This is a genomic window from Gordonia sp. NPDC003585 (assembly GCF_040610755.1).
Taxonomy (GTDB): Bacteria; Actinomycetota; Actinomycetes; order Mycobacteriales; family Mycobacteriaceae; genus Gordonia.
In genome coordinates, this window is the sequence record NZ_JBEXMX010000007.1 from 54,800 (window position 1) to 73,213 (window position 18,414).

The window sequence follows — 18,414 nt, forward strand, 5'->3', positions numbered from 1 at the left end:
CATACTCCACACAATGGAGAGCTTTCCGACGGACTGGCAGACGGCATTGGTCCTCGTCGCCCACCCCGACGACCCGGAGTACGGCATGGCCGCGGCCGTCGATCGCTGGACGTCGGAGGGCAAACGCGTGGTCTATGCCCTCGCGTCCAGCGGGGAACAAGGTATCGAGGGCATGCCACCGGCCGAGGCCGGCCCGCTGCGCGAGGCCGAGCAGCGGGCATCGGCGGCGATCGTCGGAGTCGGCGTCGTAGAGTTCTGGGGCTTTCCGGACAGCGACATCCGCAACACCCCCGAGTTGCGGCAACGAATCACCCAGTGCATCGAAGATGTTGCACCGCAAGTGATCCTGTCGCTGTACGGTGGCCCGGAGTGGGCTCCGGGTGCGCCCAACCAGCGCGACCACATGGAGTTCTCGGCCGCCGTGCTCGATGCCTACGACGCCCTCGATCCCACGCTGCGGCCCGCATGGCTGTTCGAGAACGGACCACATCCGACGCACGGCGTCGACGTCGGAGAGCACGTCGATGCGGCGGTGGCCTCACTGGCCGCGCATGAGAAGTACCTGTCGGTGCTCGACCCGGACACCCCTGTGATCGATCAAGCTCGTCAACAGGTGGACATGATGACCCCGGTGCGCGACGACTTCGGCGGTTGTCGCGCAGCATGTTTCGAACTCAAGCGGAGTGCGCCATGACGTCGACGCCGCGGTGGTTCACCGACACCAAACCCGGCCACAGCGAGTGGTACATCGACCGATTCCGCACGATGGCCGCCGAGGGCGCCGATCTCGCCGGGGAGGCCCGACTGATCGACGCGATGGTGCCGCGAGGCGCGCACATCCTCGACGCCGGTTGTGGTCCGGGCCGGGTGGGCGCGTATCTGCACGACGCCGGACATCGGGTGGTCGGTGTCGACGTCGACCCCGAACTGATCGCGGCCGCCCAAGCAGACCATCCGGGTCCGCAGTGGATCGTCGCCGACCTCGCCCGTCTCGACCTCGGCGAGCACGGCATCACCGAACCCTTCGACGCGATCGTCTGCGCCGGCAACGTGATGGTGTTCGTCGCTCCCCGCACCGAAGCCGACGTCCTGCGTGCGCTCGCCCGACACCTGACGCCAGACGGGGTCATCGTAGTCGGCTTCCATACCAATCGCACACTCGCCCTCGCCGATTTCGACGCGGCAGTGGCCGACGCGGGGCTCCGCGTCGAGCATCGGTTTGCCACCTGGGACCTGCGCGCGTGGCACCCAGAGGCGGACTTCGCGGTCACCGTTCTGCGCAAGCCAAGTTCCGCTCCCTGAGTCACCCTACCGATGGCTGAGGTGCGAGCCTGCGAGCCTCGAAGCCCCTGGTGAGAGGACATTGTTGTCTCACCAGGCCTTCGAGGCTCGTCGCTAGCGCTCCTCGCACCTCAGGCAGCGGGGGTGATCAGCCGGCGGGAGCAGGTCAGTTGAGACTGCCCGCTCCGGCTCCCAATAGCGCCGGGACGAGGTTCATCAGCTGGGTCAGCAGACCGGTGAGGAGGTCGCCACCGGGTGCCGGCGTCGTCGAATTGCCCGACGGCGCCTTCTCGTTGACGCCGATGACGATGCGCGGCTTCTTCGCCGGGTCCAGCCACACGAGCGTCTTCTTCATCATCTCGCGTTCAATGGCTACGCAACCCATCGTCGGCTGATTGTCGGTGACGTGCAGGAAGATCGCCGACGCCTTGCCGGGAGTCCGCTGCGGGTTGTGTGCGATGTTGACCGCGTAGTCGTACATCGCGCCGACCTTGTACAGGTTCTCGCTGTCGCCGCCCGGCCCGTTCACCGACCGCACATGGGTGTTGTAGGTCGGCGACTTCATGTTGGAGTCCCACCAGTCCTGGGCGTCGGTCTTGAAGTACGGCATCTTGGTGCCGGGGTTGACCTGACGTCCGAATGCCTGGTCGAGAGCGAAGTTGCCCTTCGGCGTCCGGTAGACGTTGTCCTTGGGCTCTCCCATGCCGAGCGATCCCAGGAAGGCCTTGGTCGGGCCGATGACCGGCTTCCAGCTCTTGTCGGAGCCACGTTCGAAGGCGGTCAACGTGGCCGTCGTGTCTGCCTCCTTGGGAGCGCTCACCACAATCAGCTGGTTGGAGTCGCCATTCGCGCCGTTGCCCTCGGTGGATCCGAGCCCACCGGCCAACATGTTCAGCAGCCCGTCGAGAATGGGAATGCCCAGGCCAGGGGTCTGCCCGGTCGGCCCGGGGCTCGGCGGCGGCGTGGTCGTCGTTCCCGGCGCAGCAACGGACTGGCCGGCACCGACCGCGAAGGCGGCAAGCACCGCAATCACCATCAGCACCAACAGTCTCATTCGCCTCATCAGTAACTTTCGCACCACATCAGTGTGCCAGTGCGCAAGTGGCCGTGAGTCACGCGACGGTCACGGTGCGGTTTGGATAGGGTCAAGCGGACCTAGCTGAATTAGGTAACCCTAAGTACGCTGTCGGGCATGGGCGAACCGGTCGCACTCGGCGACATCCAAGAAACTCTCCTCATCCCCCTCTACGGTCGGGCGCTCGACGCCGGCAAGAAGAACAGCGTGCTGCACGATCGCAAGGCCGCCGAACTCGTCGACGCCATCGACTACGACTTCGCCAAGTTCCGCGGACCGTCGCTCGGCGGTTCGGTGACACGGGCGTCGATCTTCGATCAGTACGTCCGGGACTTTCTCGCCGAGCATCCCGACGGCAGGGTCGTCGATCTCGGGTGCGGTCTGTCGACGCGATTCCAACGACTCGACAACGGACGCGTGCGCTGGTTCGACCTCGACGTCGACGACACCATGGCACTGCGTCGAAAATTCTTCTCCGACTCCGACCGGTACACGATGCTCGCCGGGTCCATATTCGACACCGACTGGCACACAACAGTATCCGCGAACGACGGACTGGTGTTCCTGCTCAGCGAAGCGGTCCTGCTCTACTTCGACGCCGACGAGGTGACCGCCGTCCTGTCCTCGATCGCACGCGCATTCGCCGGCAGCAAACTCGCCATCGACACCGGCGGCAAGGCCATGATGAGCACGCAGGATCGCAATCCGGTGTTCAAAGCCGTTGCGGCACGGATGAAATGGGTGTGCGACGACCCGAGCACTCTCGAGTCGTGCGGGTTGCGGCTACTCGAATCACGCACCTTCGCGCAGCCGCAACCCGACGTCGCCCGTACCTGGCCCCCGTTGTACCGCTACGGACTGAAGGCCATCGGGTGGACACCCATGGTGAGCACCTACAAGCTCAACCTCTTCGAATGCACCCCGGCCTGATCACGCAGGCTCAGCTCGATCGCGCCCGCTCGCTACGCTCCCGGTGCGCTGAGCCTGAATGGCGCCCGCTCGCTACGCTCCCGGTGCGCCCGGCCCAAATTCCTCGAGCATCTCGGTGACCAGCGCCGCGATCGGCGACCGCTCGCTGCGGGTGAGGGTGACATGCGCGAAAAGCGGGTGACCCTTGAGCTTTTCGATCACGGCGGCCACACCGTCGTGCCGCCCGACGCGCAGGTTGTCGCGCTGCGCGACGTCGTGGGTGAGCACCACCCGTGACCCCGTACCCAGGCGCGACAGGACCGTCAGCAGCACATTGCGTTCCAGCGACTGCGCCTCGTCGACGATCACGAACGAGTCGTGCAACGACCGGCCACGAATGTGCGTGAGCGGCAACACTTCCAGCATGCCGCGCGCCAGGACCTCCTCGATGACCTCGGGAGACGCAAGGCCTTCGAGGGTGTCGAAGACCGCCTGCGCCCACGGGCCCATCTTGTCGGCCTCGCTGCCCGGCAGGTAGCCGAGTTGCTGGCCGCCGACCGCATACAGCGGACGGAAGACGACGACCTTGCGCTGCGTACGACGCTCGAGCACCGCTTCGAGTCCCGCGCACAATGCCAGCGCCGACTTGCCGGTGCCGGCCTTGCCGCCGAGCGACACGATGCCCACACTCTCGTCGAGCAACAGATCGAGAGCGACGCGCTGCTCCGCGGAACGGCCGTGCAGTCCGAAGGCCTCTCGGTCACCACGCACCAGCTGGACGCGCTTCTCGGCCGTCACCCGTCCGAGCGCACTCGACGAGCCATGTCCGAGAAGTCGGATTCCGGTGTGGCACGGCAGTTCCCGTGCGGCATCGAGATCCACCACGCCGTCGGCGAACAGCGTATCGATCACCGTGGAGTCGACGTCGAGTTCGGTCATGCCCGACCAACCGGAGACCACCACGTCCTGGGCGTGATACTCGTCGGCGGCCAGGCCGACAGCACCCGCCTTCACGCGCAACGGGGTGTCCTTGGAGACCAGCGTGACGTCGCGGCCCTCGGCACGCAGGTTGAGCGCACACGCCAGAATGCGTGAGTCGTTGGTCTCCGTACGGAAACCGGCCGGCAGCACCGCGGGATCGGTGTGGTTCAGCTCCACCTGCAGCGTGCCGCCGTCGTCGCCGATCGGAATCGGGACATCGAGGCGACCGTGGGCCAATCGCAGGTCATCGAGCATGCGCAAGGATTCGCGCGCAAACCAGCCGAGCTCGTGATGGTGACGTTTGCCCTCGAGTTCGCCGATGACCACCAGTGGCAGAACCACATGGTGCTCGGCGAAGCGCATGACCGCCCAGGGGTCGGACAGCAAGACGGAGGTGTCGAGGACGTAGGTGCGTGTGGTCACGTGGGCTCCTACGTTTGTGCGGCGCCCGCACAAACCTGTTAGGTCGACCGGTCGGTCCAGTGTCTGCGGTCCTCGGCGTCAGCCGAGGTGGACGAGGACCGGGGCCGGCCCCCTCGTGCTGCTGGTGCAAACCACGAATTGAACCTCCCGGACGAACCGCTTCCCCGCGGCCCGTCACTCGTCAACGTACGCGCGTACGGTCGGCGCGGCGCGCCGACACGGGGGTGTCGGCGTGAATTGTGCGTTAACCGGACGTATCTTTTTCACAGGGACGCAAATCGGCGCCACCAGGGTTTTCTTCGCCCCCGGTGGCGCCGAATCGCTTCAGTAGTTCAGTCGAGGTTCACCCGCGGCCGGCGAGTGCGAGAATCCGCTGCCGCGCGGCCTCGGCGTCGTCACCCAGTCCGTGCACGCTCTCCAGCTTGATCGCGTCGACGATCGTGGCGGCGGTGGCCTGCCTGGTGTCGGCGTTCTCGTAGTCGGAGATGAGCGCCCATTCGGGCTCGAAATCGTCGATGTCGCTACCGATCGCCTCGTTGCGGGCGAGCGCCTTGTCGAGGGCGAGGACGGTGGTGTCCTGGTCGGCCACCAGTCCGGCATTCAGGAATGCGGCAAACGTCTCGCCCTGCACGCGGTCGTCGTTGGAGATCTTCGTGAGGATCTGCTGGTAGACGTCGTCGCCGACGACAGCGGAGAGCCGCTTGATGAAGTGCACACACTGGTTCTCGTGGACGGCCATCATGGCCAGGACGTCGAGCGGACCCAATTCGCCCTCTGCGGCGGTGTTCTGCCGGTAGCCCTTGGTCACGTGCTCACGGCGACGCTCCTCGGAGTCCACCGGATCGATCGCGCGCTTGACCACCAGGTAGTCGCGCAGCACGATCGCGTGCCGGTTGTCCTCGGCGGTCCACACACCGACCAGCTGCCGCCAGTCCGAGAACGCCGGGAAATGCTTGGCCAGCACCCGGTGGTAGGACGGCAGGTTGTCCTTGGTCAGCAGCAGGGCCAGCGATCCGGCACGTGCCTCGTCGGACAGCGTCGCCTGCGACGGATCCCAGTCGTCACCGCCGAGGAACGCGAAGTTGCGGCCGTCGTCCCACGGCACCCAGTCGTGCGGGCTCCACGGCGTGGCTGCCGCCTGGTGGTCTTCCGCGATCTCGGGAAGGGCCTTCTCGAGCGCGATGATCAGGTCGTCTTCATCCAAGGCGTTCATCGGTGCAAGGATACGGACGCGTGCGGGGCGGGAGCAATTCCGGGTCAGGACCCGCTCATCAGTCCCCACTGCTCGAGACCGTCGTAGAGCGGGAAGTCCAGCGCCAGCTGCGACACCCGACCACGCAGCGTTGCGACATCCGCCGACTCCCCTGCTGCCAACGCGGTGGCGATGATGTCGGCGACCTCGGTGAACTGTTCGTCGCCGAATCCGCGGGTGGCGAGTGCGGGCGTACCGATGCGCAGACCCGAGGTGACCATCGGCGGGCGCGGGTCGAACGGCACCGCGTTGCGATTGACGGTGATGCCCACCTGATGCAGCAGGTCCTCGGCCTGTTGACCGTCGAGCGAGCTGTTGCGCAGGTCGACGAGCACCAGGTGGACGTCGGTACCGCCGGTCAGCACGGACACGCCCGCCTTGGACACGTCCTCACCGGTCAGCCGCTCGGCCAGGATCTTGGCGCCCGACAGCGTGCGCTGCTGACGTTTCTTGAACTCGTCGGTGCCGGCGATCTTCAGGGCGACGGCCTTGGCCGCGATGACGTGCATCAGCGGGCCGCCCTGCTGGCCGGGGAACACCGCCGAGTTGAGCTTCTTGGCCCACTCCTGCTTGGCCAGGATGATGCCCGACCGCGGCCCGCCGAGTGTCTTGTGGACGGTCGAGGACACGACGTCGGAGTGCGGGACCGGAGACGGATGCAGGCCGGCGGCCACCAGTCCGGCGAAGTGCGCCATATCGGTCCAGAGGTAGGCGCCGACCTCGTCGGCGATCGAGCGGAACGCCTCGAAGTCGAGGGTGCGCGGATACGCCGACCAGCCGGCGACGATCACCTTGGGCCGGGTGTCGAGGGCGATCTTGCGCACCTCGTCCATGTCGACGCGGAAGTCCTCTTTGCTGACGCCGTAGAAGGCGTTCTCGTAGAGCTTGCCCGAGAAGTTCAGCCGCATGCCGTGGGTGAGGTGCCCGCCGTGCGCGAGGTCGAGGCCGAGCAGCGTCTCCCCCGGTTCCATCAACGCGGCCAGCACGGCGGCGTTGGCCTGCGCGCCCGAATGCGGCTGCACATTCGCGAAGTCGGCGCCGAACAGCTCCTTGGCGCGGTTGCGGGCGATGTCCTCGACCACGTCGACGTACTCACACCCGCCGTAGTAGCGGCGACCCGGGTAACCCTCGGCGTACTTGTTGGTCAGCACACTGCCCTGCGCCTGCAACACGGCACGCGGCACGAAATTCTCCGACGCGATCATCTCCAGGGTGTCGCGCTGGCGACTCAGCTCACCGTTCATGGCGGCGGCCACGTCGGGGTCGAGATCGGCGAGCGATTGGGAGTTCACGGACTCAGAGTTCGCGGTCATGCCGGACAGTCTATTGGGTCAGTTCCGCGCGCAAGGACGCCGGGATCAGGGGTTCGTCGAGGAGCCGGCCGAAACGGGCAGCGCGGTCGCCGGCCGGATCGGCGTCGAGCCATTGGTCGAGCAGCCGATAGCCCTCGACGTAGGTGGAGATGTAGGCACGCCACAGCGGTGAAGTGAGGAACCGCAGCATCTGGCGCGCCCGTTCCTCGGGGGCGAGCAGCCATCGCCGCAGATACGCGACGACGCTGTCGTGGTCGGCGTGCCGATCATGCAGCAGCAGGGCCGCGTCCTGCCGAACCCCGAGCAGGCCGCCCGCTGCCCGCGAAACCCGTTGCGCACGTTCACCGTCGAATCGCAGACCCAGATCGGCGTAGATCTCCTGCGCCCACATCCCCCAGTCCGGACCGACGATGGCTCCGAGAGCGTGGTCGGCGAGGCCCTCGGCCATCAGGCATTGCGGTGTGTTGACCAGGAAGATGCACTGCTCGTTCTGACCGCTCTGCTCGACGAGGAACTGTTCCTTCCGGCAATGCTCGGTGTGGTGGCCGGGATAGGCCTCGTGCGCGATCAGGTGCGGCAGGTTCGACATGTGCTGGGTGAGATCGACATTGATGGCCACCCGGGAGCGATAGTCGCCGAGGTAGTAGTTGAACCCCGACCACGGCTTGTCGGTGACCACCTCGAACTCGACGATCTCGTTGTCCGGCAACGGATATGCATCACGCACCTTCTCCCGCAACGCTCCGCTGAACGCCCGCACGCACTCGTCGACCTTCTCTGGGCCGATCTCGTCGGCCTTGCGATAAGCCGTGTACGCGCCGGTGAGTCGGTCGCCCTCGGCATCGGCGACACCGAGCGCCTCGCCGAGCTCGACGTGTGCGCGACGGTAGGTCTCCTCGTCGCCCATCGCGATGTCGACGTCGAAGTAGGCACGGACCTCGTCGACGAACCCGATCTGCTCGCCCGCGAATGTGCGAGCCGAGCACTCGAGCGCCCGCAGATGAGCACCGACAAAGGCAGCCCGATCGGAGTCGAGGCCGGCGGGCAACTCAGCACGCAGGTCACGTGCGCGCCGTGCCAGCGCCGCAGGCTCGGGCGTCGGCGCACCCGCCACCTCGGCAAGGATCGCGGGGTCGCCGGTGTAGGCGTCGACGAATCCCTCTTCGAGGCGGTCGAAAGCCAGGCCCAAGCGCAGGTAGTCGGCGACCAATGAGGACATGGGAGGCAGGCTACGCGACCGTGAGGTGACACTAATAGGCTGTAGCGCATGACGACCAGGTCCGAGCCCCCCACGGTGACCGGAAGTCGCTTCTGATGGCGCGCCACACCTCCGATCGCGATCCCAGTCTGTATCTGGAACTCGATCGCAAGCAGTGGCGTGACCTGCGGCAATCGATGCCGATGGTGCTCAACGAGTACGAGCTCGCCGAACTCGTCGGCCTCGGTGAACAGATCGACCTCGACGAGGTCGCCGACGTCTATCTACCGCTCTCGCGTCTCATCCACCTACAGATCGCCGCCCGGCAGCGGTTGTTCGCCGCCACGTCGACGTTCCTCGGCGAACGGCAGCACTCCCGGCAGGTCCCCTTCGTGATCGGCATCGCGGGCAGCGTGGCGGTCGGCAAATCGACCACCGCCCGCGTCCTCGCCGCCCTGCTCGCCCGATGGGATTCCCACCCCAAGGTGGACTTGGTGACCACCGACGGCTTCCTGTTGCCGACGTCGGTTCTGGAACGCCGAGGAATCATGCATCGCAAGGGTTTTCCAGAATCCTACGATCGGCGTGCACTGCTGCGGTTCGTCACCGAGGTGAAGTCCGGCGCACGCGAGGTGACCGCTCCCGTCTATTCCCACATCGCCTACGACATCGTGCCCGACGTCTACCACTACGTGCGCCAGCCCGACATCCTGATCCTGGAGGGACTCAACGTCTTACAGACCGGTCCCACGCTGATGGTGTCGGACCTGTTCGACTTCTCCATCTACGTCGACGCCAAGATGGACGACATCGAACAGTGGTACGTGTCGAGATTCCTGAAGATGCGAACCACGTCGTTCGCCGATCCCAACTCACATTTCCACGCCTACGCGTCCCTCACCGACGACCAGGCGACGGCGGCCGCACGCGATCTCTGGCTTTCCATCAACCGCCCCAATCTGATCGAGAACATCCTCCCGACCCGACCCCGGGCATCCCTGGTGCTGCGCAAGGACGTCGATCATTCGATCAATCGGGTGCGGCTGCGGAAGCTGTGACCCGCGCCGGTCCGGCGAACGCTCGTCGAGCCCGGCGGAATCCACATCCGGGTCGCCGGCCGCGTGGCGGTGCTCATCGCCGGTTCTCCACGGTCGCGGCAGGACCGGATCTTTCGGCCAGCCAGTCGTCGAGGCCGGTCGGTGTCACGATGTCCGGCGCGGACGGCACCAGCCCACCGTCCCGGATGGCGGCACCACCGAAGCGGATCCCGACCACCCACTTGGGTGACCCCTTCTGTCGCGCAATGGCTTTCGCGACATCGACCAGGTCGAGAACCTGCGGACCGGCCACCTCGATTACGCCATCGGCGGGCTTGTGCTGCGCTGCCGCGACGACGTCGGCGAGTACCGACGCGACATCGGCGGCGGCGGCCGGCCGAGCGCGCATGTGCGGCACCGCAGCGATCGGCCCGAGCCGCATCATGCCCAGCAACTGTTCGGCGAGTTCGTACCATTGCACCGATTTCACGATGGTCAGGTTCTCGGGCGCCACGACGCTGGCGTAGGCCTCCTCCTGCGCGGCTTTCCCCTGGTAGTAACCGAACTTGCGATTCACCGCCGGGTCGGACGCGTTGACGATCGACAGGCACACAACGGGCGCTCCCGCTGCCGCTGCTGCGCGACCCACGTTGCCCGCAGCGGTCGTGAAGAAGTCGACAGCCTCTTTCGCCTTCATGGTCGTGACGTTGAGGCAGTCCACCACCACGTCTGCTCCCGCAATCGCCGCGTCCAATCCTTCTCCGCGATAGGCATCCACGCCAGATGCCCGCGACGCCGACACCACGTCGACACCGTTGTCGCTCAATCGTTGCGTGAGCGCCGAGCCGAGCGTGCCCGTCGCCCCGAACACAACTGCCTTCATCTCATCTCCGTTCGTGGTGGTTCGACAACGTCCACAGTAGGGCAGAATTGCACCAGAAAGGTGGTGCAATTCGATGGCAGATATGCGGGTCAATTCTGAGAACTCTCCCGACACCGATCCGTGGGATTCGGTCGCGCGTCGCCTGGGAACCGACCTGTACCTCGACCTTCAGCCCGACCCGGACGGGAATCCTCGCGGCCGCGGCTCGCAGCGACGGCACACGCTGGCCGCAGCACTGCGCCACGCTATCTCGACCGGGCAGTTACCACCCGGTTCCCTGCTGCCGCCCTACCGATCCCTGGCCGCGGACCTGGGGTTGGCCCGCAACACCGTGTCCGCCGTGTACACCGAACTCATCGCCGAGGGATGGCTCACCGCCCGTCGAGGGTCGGGCACACGAGTGGCATCCGGCGTTGTCGCAGAGGGACTTCCGGGCGTAGAGCCACGAGCGCCGCAAGCGCAGGCCATGGCCCAGGTACGCCACGACTTCTCGATGGGCCAACCCAACGCCGGGCTGTTTCCGCGTGCCGACTGGATCAACGCGACCCGACACGCCCTGACCAGAGCGCCCGACAGCGCCTTCGCACCGTCTCATCCCGGCGGACGACCCGAACTGCGGGAAGCGCTGCGCACGTATCTCGCTCGCGCTCGCGGGGTCCGCACAACAGCGGAGTCGATCGTGTTGATGACCGCCGTCCAGGCATCGCTGGAACTGTTGGCGCGCACCGTACTCGGACCACGTGTGGCCGTGGAGGCCTATGGACTTCCGTTCCACCGTGACGCACTGGTGCGTGGGGGTGCCGACATCGTCCCGATCAGGATCGACGACAACGGACTGCTGGTCGACGATGTGGAGCGCGCGGCCCCCACCGCCGTTCTGGTGACGCCGAGCCATCAATACCCGACCGGGGTCGCCCTGCACCCCGAACGCCGAATGCGGTTGGTGGAGTGGGCGCGACGCACCGGTGCACTGATCGTCGAAGACGACTACGACGGCGAACTCCGGTACGACCGTGACCCGGTCGGCGCCCTACAGGGCCTGGCTCCTGACGTCGTCATCTACACCGGGTCGGTCTCCAAGAGCCTCTCGCCCGCGGTGCGAGCCGGGTGGCTGGTCCTGCCGTCGCACCTGATCGATCCGGTGACCACGGCCAAGGGCGCCCGCGAGCCCGACGCGAGCATCGTCGATCAACTCGTGCTCGCCGAGATGATCACGTCGGGAACCTACGATCGCCACATCCGACGAAGCCGACAGGTTTATCGACGACGACGCGACCAGCTGACCGATCGACTGGCGTCCATCGGCATCGAGATCCCGGGTATCGCAGCAGGATTGCACGTCCTCATTCCGGTGCCGCGGGATGACGAGCCCACCGTGGTTGCGCGGGCACACGCCGACGGCATCGCCGTGTTCGGACTCGACCTGTTTCGCCACGCCGACGCGGAGCCGCTACCACAGGGCGGCATCGCCGTGGGCTTCGGCACCCCCGCGGCATCGGCCTTCGACGCCGGCCTCGATGCGTTGACGCGCCTGATCCGACCAGTCCCAGCCAGTCCCTGAGCTGAGGTTCGAGGGCCCCTCGCTCACACCGAACTGGCGAGCGTCTCCAAAGCGCTTGTCGCGTCGATGTATTCCTGCACCCACCGCTCGATGACCGCCGCCGTCCGCTCCACCTTCTGGAACTGTCCGACGACCTGGCCGACCGGGTTGAAGGCGACGTCGATGCTCTCGTCCGGGTACTTGTGCGTGGCGGCCACCGCCATGCCGGAGACCATGTACTGCAACGGCATTCCGAGCGGATCCGGATTCTCCGGGTTCTCCCAGGCCTCGGTCCAGTCGTTGCGAAGCATTCGGCACGGCTTGCCGGTGAACGACCGACTGCGCACGGTGTCGCGACTGCCGGCGTTGATGTAGGCCGCCTGCTGGACCGGCGTGTTCTCGGCCTCTTCGACCATCAGCCACTGCGATCCGCTCCACGCGCCCTGCGCACCGAGGGCAAGCGCCGCGGCGATCTGCTGACCACTGCCGATCCCACCGGCGGCCAGAACCGGCACGGGCGCAACCTCTTTGACCACCTGCGGCCACAGCACGATCGACCCGACCTCTCCGCAGTGGCCACCACCCTCGCCGCCCTGCGCGATGATGATGTCCACCCCGGCGTCGGCGTGCTTACGCGCCTGCTTCGGCGAGCCGCACAGCGCGGCCACCTTGCGTCCGGCGTCGTGGATCTTGCCGATCATGTCCACCGGAGGCGTGCCGAGCGCGTTGGCGATCAGACTCACCTTGGGATGCTGCAGCGCGATCTCCACCTGCGGGGTCGCGGTGGCCTCGGTCCAGCCGAGCAACTGCAGCGAGTTGTCGTTGTCCTCGTCGAGTGGAACACCGTGGTCGCGCAACAACTTTCGACCGAAGTCGAGCGTCTGCTCCGGCACCATCGACTGGAGCATCGTGGTGAGATCGTCGGCCGACATCTCGGCGTCCATGCCCTCGTATTTGTTGGGGATGACGATGTCGACGCCGTAGGGATGGTCGCCGATGTGCTCGTCGATCCAGTTGAGTTCGATCTCGAGTTGTTCCGGCGTGAAACCGACAGCCCCCAGGACGCCGAATCCGCCTGCCTTGCTGACCGCGACCACCACGTCTCGGCAATGGGTAAATGCGAAGATCGGGAACTCGATTCCGAGTTCGTCGCAGATCTGGGTGTGCATGAACGGACTCCTTCGACGCGGCGCAAATTAGAACGTGTTCTAATTTAGCACTGGTGTCTGGCGCCCGACACTATTTGCCGAAGCGACGGTTCCGTGCGGAGAAGTCGCGCAGGGCTCGCAAGAAGTCGACCCGACGGAACTCCGGCCAGTACGCGTCGGTGAACCAGATCTCCGAATAGGCGCTCTGCCACAGCAGAAAGCCCGACAGCCGCTGCTCACCAGAGGTCCGGATCACCAGATCCGGATCCGGCTGCCCCTTGGTGTAGAGGTTCGCGTCGATAGCCTCCACGGTGACCGCGTCGATCATCTCGGCCGGCGAGGCGCCCTGCTCGAGCCGTTCCTCGAGGAGCGCACGCACCGCGTCGACGATCTCCTGCCGGCCCCCGTACCCGACCGCGACATTGACATTCATGCCGTCACGTCCGGCAGTCCGATCCGACGCCGCGCGCAGACGGTCGGCCACCGGCGCGGGCAACTGATCCAGGGTGCCGACGATGCGGACCCGCCACTGGCCGTCCGGGGCGGAGATCTCGTCGACGATGTCGGGCACGATCTCCATCAGTGCGTCGAGTTCCTCGGATGCTCGACTCAGATTCTCGGTGGACAAGAGATAGATGGTGACTGCTCCGATGCCGAGGTCCGCGCACCATCCGAGCATGTCGGCGATGCGCTGCGCACCCACCCGATGGCCGTGGCTGACGTCCTCGAAACCCGCCTCCCGGGCCCACCGACGGTTTCCGTCGCAGATGATCGCCACATGATGAGGGATGCGCGTCCCATCCATCAACTGGATCAGCCGGCGTTCATAGACGCTGAGCACCGGGCGCCGCAACCGGTCCGGCAGCAGCTTCATCGTCGGGTCCTCGGTGTCACGTGGCACACCTTACGCGCCTCGATCTCGCCAGTAACTTACGCTACCGTAGGTTGCGTGAGCACCATCATCCCACCGTTGCCGTCGATCCCCGACCGGCCCCGACTCCGAGGCGTGATCCATCACTACTCGGCCTACGTCGCCGCGGTCGCGGGCATCGCCGTCGTCATCGGTGCCGCCATGGCGCGCGGTGCGGTCGCGGCTGCGGCCTGCGCGGTGTACGCGATCACGGTGTTCGGCGTGTTCGCGGTGAGTGCGTCCTATCACCGCATCCCGTGGAAGACCGTGCGCGCGCAAATCCGCATGAAACGCGCCGATCACTCGATGATCTTCCTGTTCATCGCGGGTACCTACACACCCTTCTGCGCGATGGGCCTGCCGTCCCCCGCACGCTGGTGGGTTCTGGGCATCGTGTGGACGGGTGCCGTTGCCGGGGTGGTGCTCAAACTGCTCTGGCCGTCGTCGCCGCGCTGGCTGGGAGTGACGCTCTACATCCTGCTCGGATGGGTGATCATCGCCGTCGCACCGGCGCTGATCGCGCAGTGTGGTGTCGCGATCATCGTCCTGCTGGCAGTAGGCGGGGCGCTCTACAGCATCGGCGGCATCCTCTACGCCCTCCGCTGGCCCAACCCGTGGCCCTCGACCTTCGGCCATCACGAGGTGTTCCACGTCTGCACGGCAGTCGCCGCACTACTGCACTACATCGCCGTCTGGCTGGTTATTCTCGCCTGAACGATCATCCGCGGACGGAATCACTGCCCGGTTCACCTCGTTCTCACCGACGCGTCCATCTGAGGTCAATGTCTGGACAGGCTGGCCTGCTGTTCTGTGCGCGTGGCCGGACCTCCGCTTCGCGACGCGCACATCGACGGACTGACGCGCCGACGGTTCCTCAACTGGTCGGCCCTCGCCGTCGGCCTCGCGTTCAGCTCGAGTCTGTGTTCGGCCGAAGCGGACTCCATGCGACCCCCTCCCGGACCCGACGATGCGCTGTTCACCCTGGGTGTTGCGTCCGGCGACCCGCTGCCGGACGGGGTCGTGCTGTGGACGCGTCTTGCCGTCGACCCGATGGCTCGCGGCGGCGGCATGTGCGGTGTACCGGTGAACGTCGACTGGGAGGTCGCCACCGACGAGACGATGCGTCGAGTCATTCGGCGCGGCACCACGATTGCAACAGCCGACGGTGGCCACTCCGTGCACATCGATCTGCGTGGGCTCCAACCCTCGACCGAGTACTTCTACCGGTTCCGGGCGTTGGGCGACATCTCGGTGATCGGACGCACTCGCACGGCTCCTGCGGCCAGCGCGCAGCCCCGTCTTCTCACGGTGGCCGTCGCGTCCTGCCAGAACTGGGGTGAGGGCTACTTCGTCGCCTACCGAGACCTCGCCGCGCACGCTCCGGACGTGGTCTTCCACCTTGGTGACTACATATACGAGACGCCACCACCGGCCCGCGGACCGCGTCGTGGTGATCCACGCCCACGCTCGGCGTTTCGCGCCGCGACGTCGATCGACGACTACCGAGATCGTTACGCGCTGTACCGCGCCGACGCCGATCTGCAGGAGGCCCACCGGGTTTCGCCGTTCATCATGGGATTCGACGACCACGAGGTGGCCGACAACTGGGCGGGCGACGTCCCAGCCGACGGAACAGCGATGCGCGACTTCGTGATTCGGCGGGCGGCCGGATTGCGCGCATGGTGGGAGAACACCCCGACGCGCATCTCGGCCCGCCGGCCCGGTGTCGACATGCGCGCCTACCGCCGCTTCACCTTTGGCGATCTCGCGCAGTTCCATCTGCTCGACACCCGCAGCCATCGCAGCGACCAGGTCAACGGCGATCGCGACACGGCACAGGACGCTCGCACCGCCGACCCGACACGCACCATGCTCGGTTCCGCACAGGAACAGTGGCTGCTCGACGGTCTCGCGCAACCTCGGCGCCGATGGAACGTGATCGCACAACAACTTCCGATGGCAGACCTAGCCCGGCTCGATGGCACCACGCGCGCAGTCAGCATGGACGGCTGGAGCGGATACGAACCCGCCCGGACGCGCATCCTCGACGGCGCGCACCGACGCGACGTCACCGGTCTCGTGTCGCTGGCCGGCGACATCCATCGCAACGTCGTCGCCGATCTGCGGTCCGACTATCGCACCGAGTCACCGGTCGTCGGTGTCGAGCTCGCGGGCACGTCTATCTCGTCGGGCGGCGACGGCGAGGACAGCGACGACAATGATCGGCGCCTCAAGGCGGCCTCACCACATGTTCGGTTCGGCAACGCACAGCGCGGCTACCTGCTGAACCGAGTCCGGCCCGACCGCTGGGAATGCGAGATGCGCGTGACCGACACCGTCGCCGATCCGGGTGCACGTCTGTATCGTCGCGCGCTCATCACCATTCCGACGCGCAGGTCCGACGTCGACGTGGTCTGAGTTCTTCGGAGGCCACCCTCCCGCCGGGCTGCGAGCCCACCGTCGCTGGCTGAGCCTGCGAGCCCCGAAGCCCCTCCCTCCGCTGCCTGAGCGAGGAGCGCTGGCGACGAGCCTCGAGCACCTCAGGGAGCGGAGATGGGCCGGCGTGGGTTGCTGGGGCGCACCCCTCAAGGTGCTTCCACGGATCCCAGACTCAGGTAGCGGATGGAGCTCAGACCCGCGCGAACGCCGCCAGCACGTCGGCGCTGGCCTCCCAGCCCATGCACTTGTCGGTGACCGACTGGCCGTAGGTGAGCGGCCGCGCGTCCGGCGACTGTGCACCCGGCTCCAGGAAGCTCTCCAGCATCACGCCGCTGATCTGCGACCCCAACCCCTGCTCCCGCCTGGCGCGGACCGACGCGGCGATCTCGGTCGCCACCTCCGCCTGACGGACATGGTCTTTGCCCGAATTGGCATGGCTGCAGTCGATCATCACGCGTGCGGGCAGTCCCGCCTTCTCCAGTGCTGTGGTTGCCGTGGCGATGGAGTCGGTGTCGAAGTTCGGTCCACCGGTGCCGCCGCGCAGGATGATGTGGCAGTCCTCGTTGCCTGCGGTCTCCACCACCGCACCGTTGCCGAAGTCGTCGACGCCGAAGAAGACATGCTGTGCCGCAGCGGCTTTCACACCGTCGATGGCGACCTGGACGTTGCCGTCGGTGCCGTTCTTGAAGCCGATGGGCATCGACAGCCCGGATGCGAGCTGACGGTGCACCTGCGACTCGGTGGTCCGGGCGCCGATCGCGCCCCAGGCCACCGCGTCGGCGATGTACTGCGGGCTGGTGGGCTCGAGGAATTCGCAGCCGACGGGCAACCCGAGATCGATGATGTCGAGCAGCAACGATCGTGCCGTGCGCAGCCCGCGCTCCACGTCGAACGACCCGTCCATGCCGGGGTCGTTGATGAGACCCTTCCAGCCGACGGTGGTGCGCGGCTTCTCGAAGTACACGCGCATCACGATCTTGAGGCGGTCGGCGTAGGCGTCGGCGAGTGGGGCAAGCCGGCGTGCGTAGTCGATGGCGGCGATCGGATCGTGCACCGAGCACGGTCCGACGACGACGAGCAGTCGGTCGTCGCGGCCGGCGAGAATGTCGGCGATCTCGTCGCGGTCGCGCTGGACCGCGATCGCCCGCCGCGCGGTCAGCGGCAGTTCGGTGCGGATGGTGTCCGGTGAAGGAATCGGCCGGAATGCGGTGATGCGCCGGTCGGAAGTCGATTCGCCGACCGGGGTGAGTTCCGGGAGTGTGGTCACTTCGATGTGCCTTTCATGGTCATGCCCTGCGATTTCTGCGGGGCACGCCCAGATGTGGCCGGAACCCCTGAAATGACAAAAGCAGCGACCTCTCGGTCACTGCTCGGGGCTCCGGTGTTGTGTGCGTGCAGCAATCAGCGCTTCATCGCAGGCTCGACCGGAGCCTCGATAAAGAAGCGCCAATAGGCGCGCACGTTGCTGATCACGGCGACCACGCTAGCACACCGAACACCACCCCTACGGATGCCCTCGTTCGAGTAACTGACTCAGGACGATGATCGACTCGGTCCGATCGACCGGACTGGCCTGCCGGATGCGCTCCAACGCTTGCTCGAGGTGGTGGACGTCGCGCGCCATGATGCGCAGGATCGCGTCGGCCGTGCCGGTGATGGTCGCGGCACTCACCACCTCATGGATCGGCTCCCAGGCCGCGCGCAGGTCATCGGGCGAGATGTTCCCGCGACAGAACACCTGCACGTAGGCCTCGGTTGTCCACTGCATCGCCGCTGGATCGATCACCGTGGTGAAGCCTTTGATGACGCCGTCGTCGAGGAGTCGGTCCACCCGTCGCTTCACCGCGGGGGCCGACAAGCCGACCTCGGCACCCACCTCCGCGTAGGTCGCCCGCGCGTCCCGCGCGAGGCAAGCGAGCACCTTGTCGTCCAAATCATCGAGCGCACGCAATGTATCGATCCTCTACACTGTTGGTTCGGCTATTCGTTAAACATGAGAGCAATCTATGGCGATTGATTGCGTCA

The 18,414-nt window shown here is 66.4% G+C and carries 17 protein-coding genes; 7 read left to right on the top strand and 10 right to left on the bottom strand.

All coding sequences use genetic code 11. The features are described 5' to 3' along the window. Window positions 1–13: 13 nt before the first annotated feature. Both ABZW74_RS03220 and ABZW74_RS03225 read left to right on the top strand, forming a co-directional pair. The gene (locus ABZW74_RS03220) at window positions 14–694 is read left to right on the top strand and encodes a PIG-L deacetylase family protein (protein ID WP_240856611.1); all 681 of its coding nucleotides are present in this window, start codon (window positions 14–16) and stop codon (window positions 692–694) included. Then, on the top strand, window positions 691–1,302 hold the full coding sequence (locus ABZW74_RS03225) for a class I SAM-dependent methyltransferase (RefSeq protein WP_240856610.1): 612 nt from the start codon (window positions 691–693) through the stop codon (window positions 1,300–1,302). Before ABZW74_RS03220 ends, ABZW74_RS03225 begins: the two co-directional genes overlap by 4 nt. A gap of 145 nt (window positions 1,303–1,447) precedes the next feature. On the opposite strand, the gene ABZW74_RS03230 is transcribed toward ABZW74_RS03225, so the two are convergent. Next, a complete protein-coding gene (locus ABZW74_RS03230) occupies window positions 1,448–2,335 on the bottom strand; it encodes a L,D-transpeptidase family protein (RefSeq protein WP_240856609.1) in 888 nt (295 codons plus the stop codon). A 138-nt stretch (window positions 2,336–2,473) separates the two neighbouring features. Here ABZW74_RS03230 and ABZW74_RS03235 point away from each other — a divergent pair, with 138 nt between their 5' ends. Next, window positions 2,474–3,286 (top strand): class I SAM-dependent methyltransferase, encoded by an 813-nt coding sequence (locus ABZW74_RS03235; RefSeq protein ID WP_240856608.1) that lies wholly within the window; start codon window positions 2,474–2,476, stop codon window positions 3,284–3,286. A 72-nt stretch (window positions 3,287–3,358) separates the two neighbouring features. Here ABZW74_RS03235 and ABZW74_RS03240 read toward each other — a convergent pair whose 3' ends face one another. From ABZW74_RS03240 to ABZW74_RS03255, 4 genes are all read right to left on the bottom strand, one after another. Beyond that, complete coding sequence (locus tag ABZW74_RS03240) at window positions 3,359–4,669, bottom strand: PhoH family protein (protein WP_355273830.1); 1,311 nt, start codon at window positions 4,667–4,669, stop codon at window positions 3,359–3,361. Window positions 4,670–5,012: 343 nt separating this feature from the next. After that, the gene (locus tag ABZW74_RS03245) at window positions 5,013–5,882 is read right to left on the bottom strand and encodes an acyl-ACP desaturase (RefSeq protein WP_240856606.1); all 870 of its coding nucleotides are present in this window, start codon (window positions 5,880–5,882) and stop codon (window positions 5,013–5,015) included. A gap of 44 nt (window positions 5,883–5,926) precedes the next feature. Continuing rightward, window positions 5,927–7,234, bottom strand: coding sequence for a serine hydroxymethyltransferase (gene glyA, locus ABZW74_RS03250; protein WP_240856605.1), 1,308 nt, complete (start codon window positions 7,232–7,234; stop codon window positions 5,927–5,929). A 10-nt stretch (window positions 7,235–7,244) separates the two neighbouring features. Beyond that, a complete protein-coding gene (locus ABZW74_RS03255; RefSeq protein ID WP_240856604.1) occupies window positions 7,245–8,453 on the bottom strand; it encodes a DUF885 domain-containing protein in 1,209 nt (402 codons plus the stop codon). 95 nt (window positions 8,454–8,548) lie between these two features. Between ABZW74_RS03255 and coaA the strand changes: the two genes are divergently transcribed. Continuing rightward, window positions 8,549–9,490, top strand: a complete 942-nt coding sequence (gene coaA, locus ABZW74_RS03260) for a type I pantothenate kinase (protein WP_240856603.1) — start codon at window positions 8,549–8,551, stop codon at window positions 9,488–9,490. A gap of 73 nt (window positions 9,491–9,563) precedes the next feature. Here coaA and ABZW74_RS03265 read toward each other — a convergent pair whose 3' ends face one another. Further along, window positions 9,564–10,352 (bottom strand): sugar nucleotide-binding protein, encoded by a 789-nt coding sequence (locus ABZW74_RS03265; RefSeq protein ID WP_240856602.1) that lies wholly within the window; start codon window positions 10,350–10,352, stop codon window positions 9,564–9,566. Window positions 10,353–10,425: 73 nt separating this feature from the next. Between ABZW74_RS03265 and ABZW74_RS03270 the strand changes: the two genes are divergently transcribed. Then, window positions 10,426–11,913, top strand: coding sequence for a PLP-dependent aminotransferase family protein (locus ABZW74_RS03270; RefSeq protein WP_355273836.1), 1,488 nt, complete (start codon window positions 10,426–10,428; stop codon window positions 11,911–11,913). A 23-nt stretch (window positions 11,914–11,936) separates the two neighbouring features. Here ABZW74_RS03270 and ABZW74_RS03275 read toward each other — a convergent pair whose 3' ends face one another. After that, window positions 11,937–13,061: a nitronate monooxygenase family protein gene (locus tag ABZW74_RS03275; RefSeq protein ID WP_240856600.1), complete on the bottom strand. Its 1,125-nt coding sequence runs from the start codon at window positions 13,059–13,061 to the stop codon at window positions 11,937–11,939. Window positions 13,062–13,131: 70 nt separating this feature from the next. After that, the gene (locus tag ABZW74_RS03280; RefSeq protein WP_240856712.1) at window positions 13,132–13,914 is read right to left on the bottom strand and encodes an isoprenyl transferase; all 783 of its coding nucleotides are present in this window, start codon (window positions 13,912–13,914) and stop codon (window positions 13,132–13,134) included. Window positions 13,915–13,989: 75 nt separating this feature from the next. Here ABZW74_RS03280 and ABZW74_RS03285 point away from each other — a divergent pair, with 75 nt between their 5' ends. Both ABZW74_RS03285 and ABZW74_RS03290 read left to right on the top strand, forming a co-directional pair. Beyond that, window positions 13,990–14,664: a hemolysin III family protein gene (locus ABZW74_RS03285; RefSeq protein ID WP_355273839.1), complete on the top strand. Its 675-nt coding sequence runs from the start codon at window positions 13,990–13,992 to the stop codon at window positions 14,662–14,664. A 228-nt stretch (window positions 14,665–14,892) separates the two neighbouring features. Then, entirely contained in the window at window positions 14,893–16,368 is a 1,476-nt protein-coding gene (locus tag ABZW74_RS03290) for an alkaline phosphatase D family protein (RefSeq protein WP_240856711.1), read from the top strand. A 211-nt stretch (window positions 16,369–16,579) separates the two neighbouring features. Here the strand turns inward: ABZW74_RS03290 and ABZW74_RS03295 are convergent, their stop codons facing one another. Together ABZW74_RS03295 and ABZW74_RS03300 are read right to left on the bottom strand one after the other, a co-directional pair. Further along, window positions 16,580–17,656: a 3-deoxy-7-phosphoheptulonate synthase gene (locus ABZW74_RS03295; RefSeq protein WP_240856598.1), complete on the bottom strand. Its 1,077-nt coding sequence runs from the start codon at window positions 17,654–17,656 to the stop codon at window positions 16,580–16,582. A gap of 237 nt (window positions 17,657–17,893) precedes the next feature. Further along, window positions 17,894–18,340, bottom strand: a complete 447-nt coding sequence (locus tag ABZW74_RS03300) for an Lrp/AsnC family transcriptional regulator (RefSeq protein ID WP_240856597.1) — start codon at window positions 18,338–18,340, stop codon at window positions 17,894–17,896. Window positions 18,341–18,414: the final 74 nt, after the last annotated feature.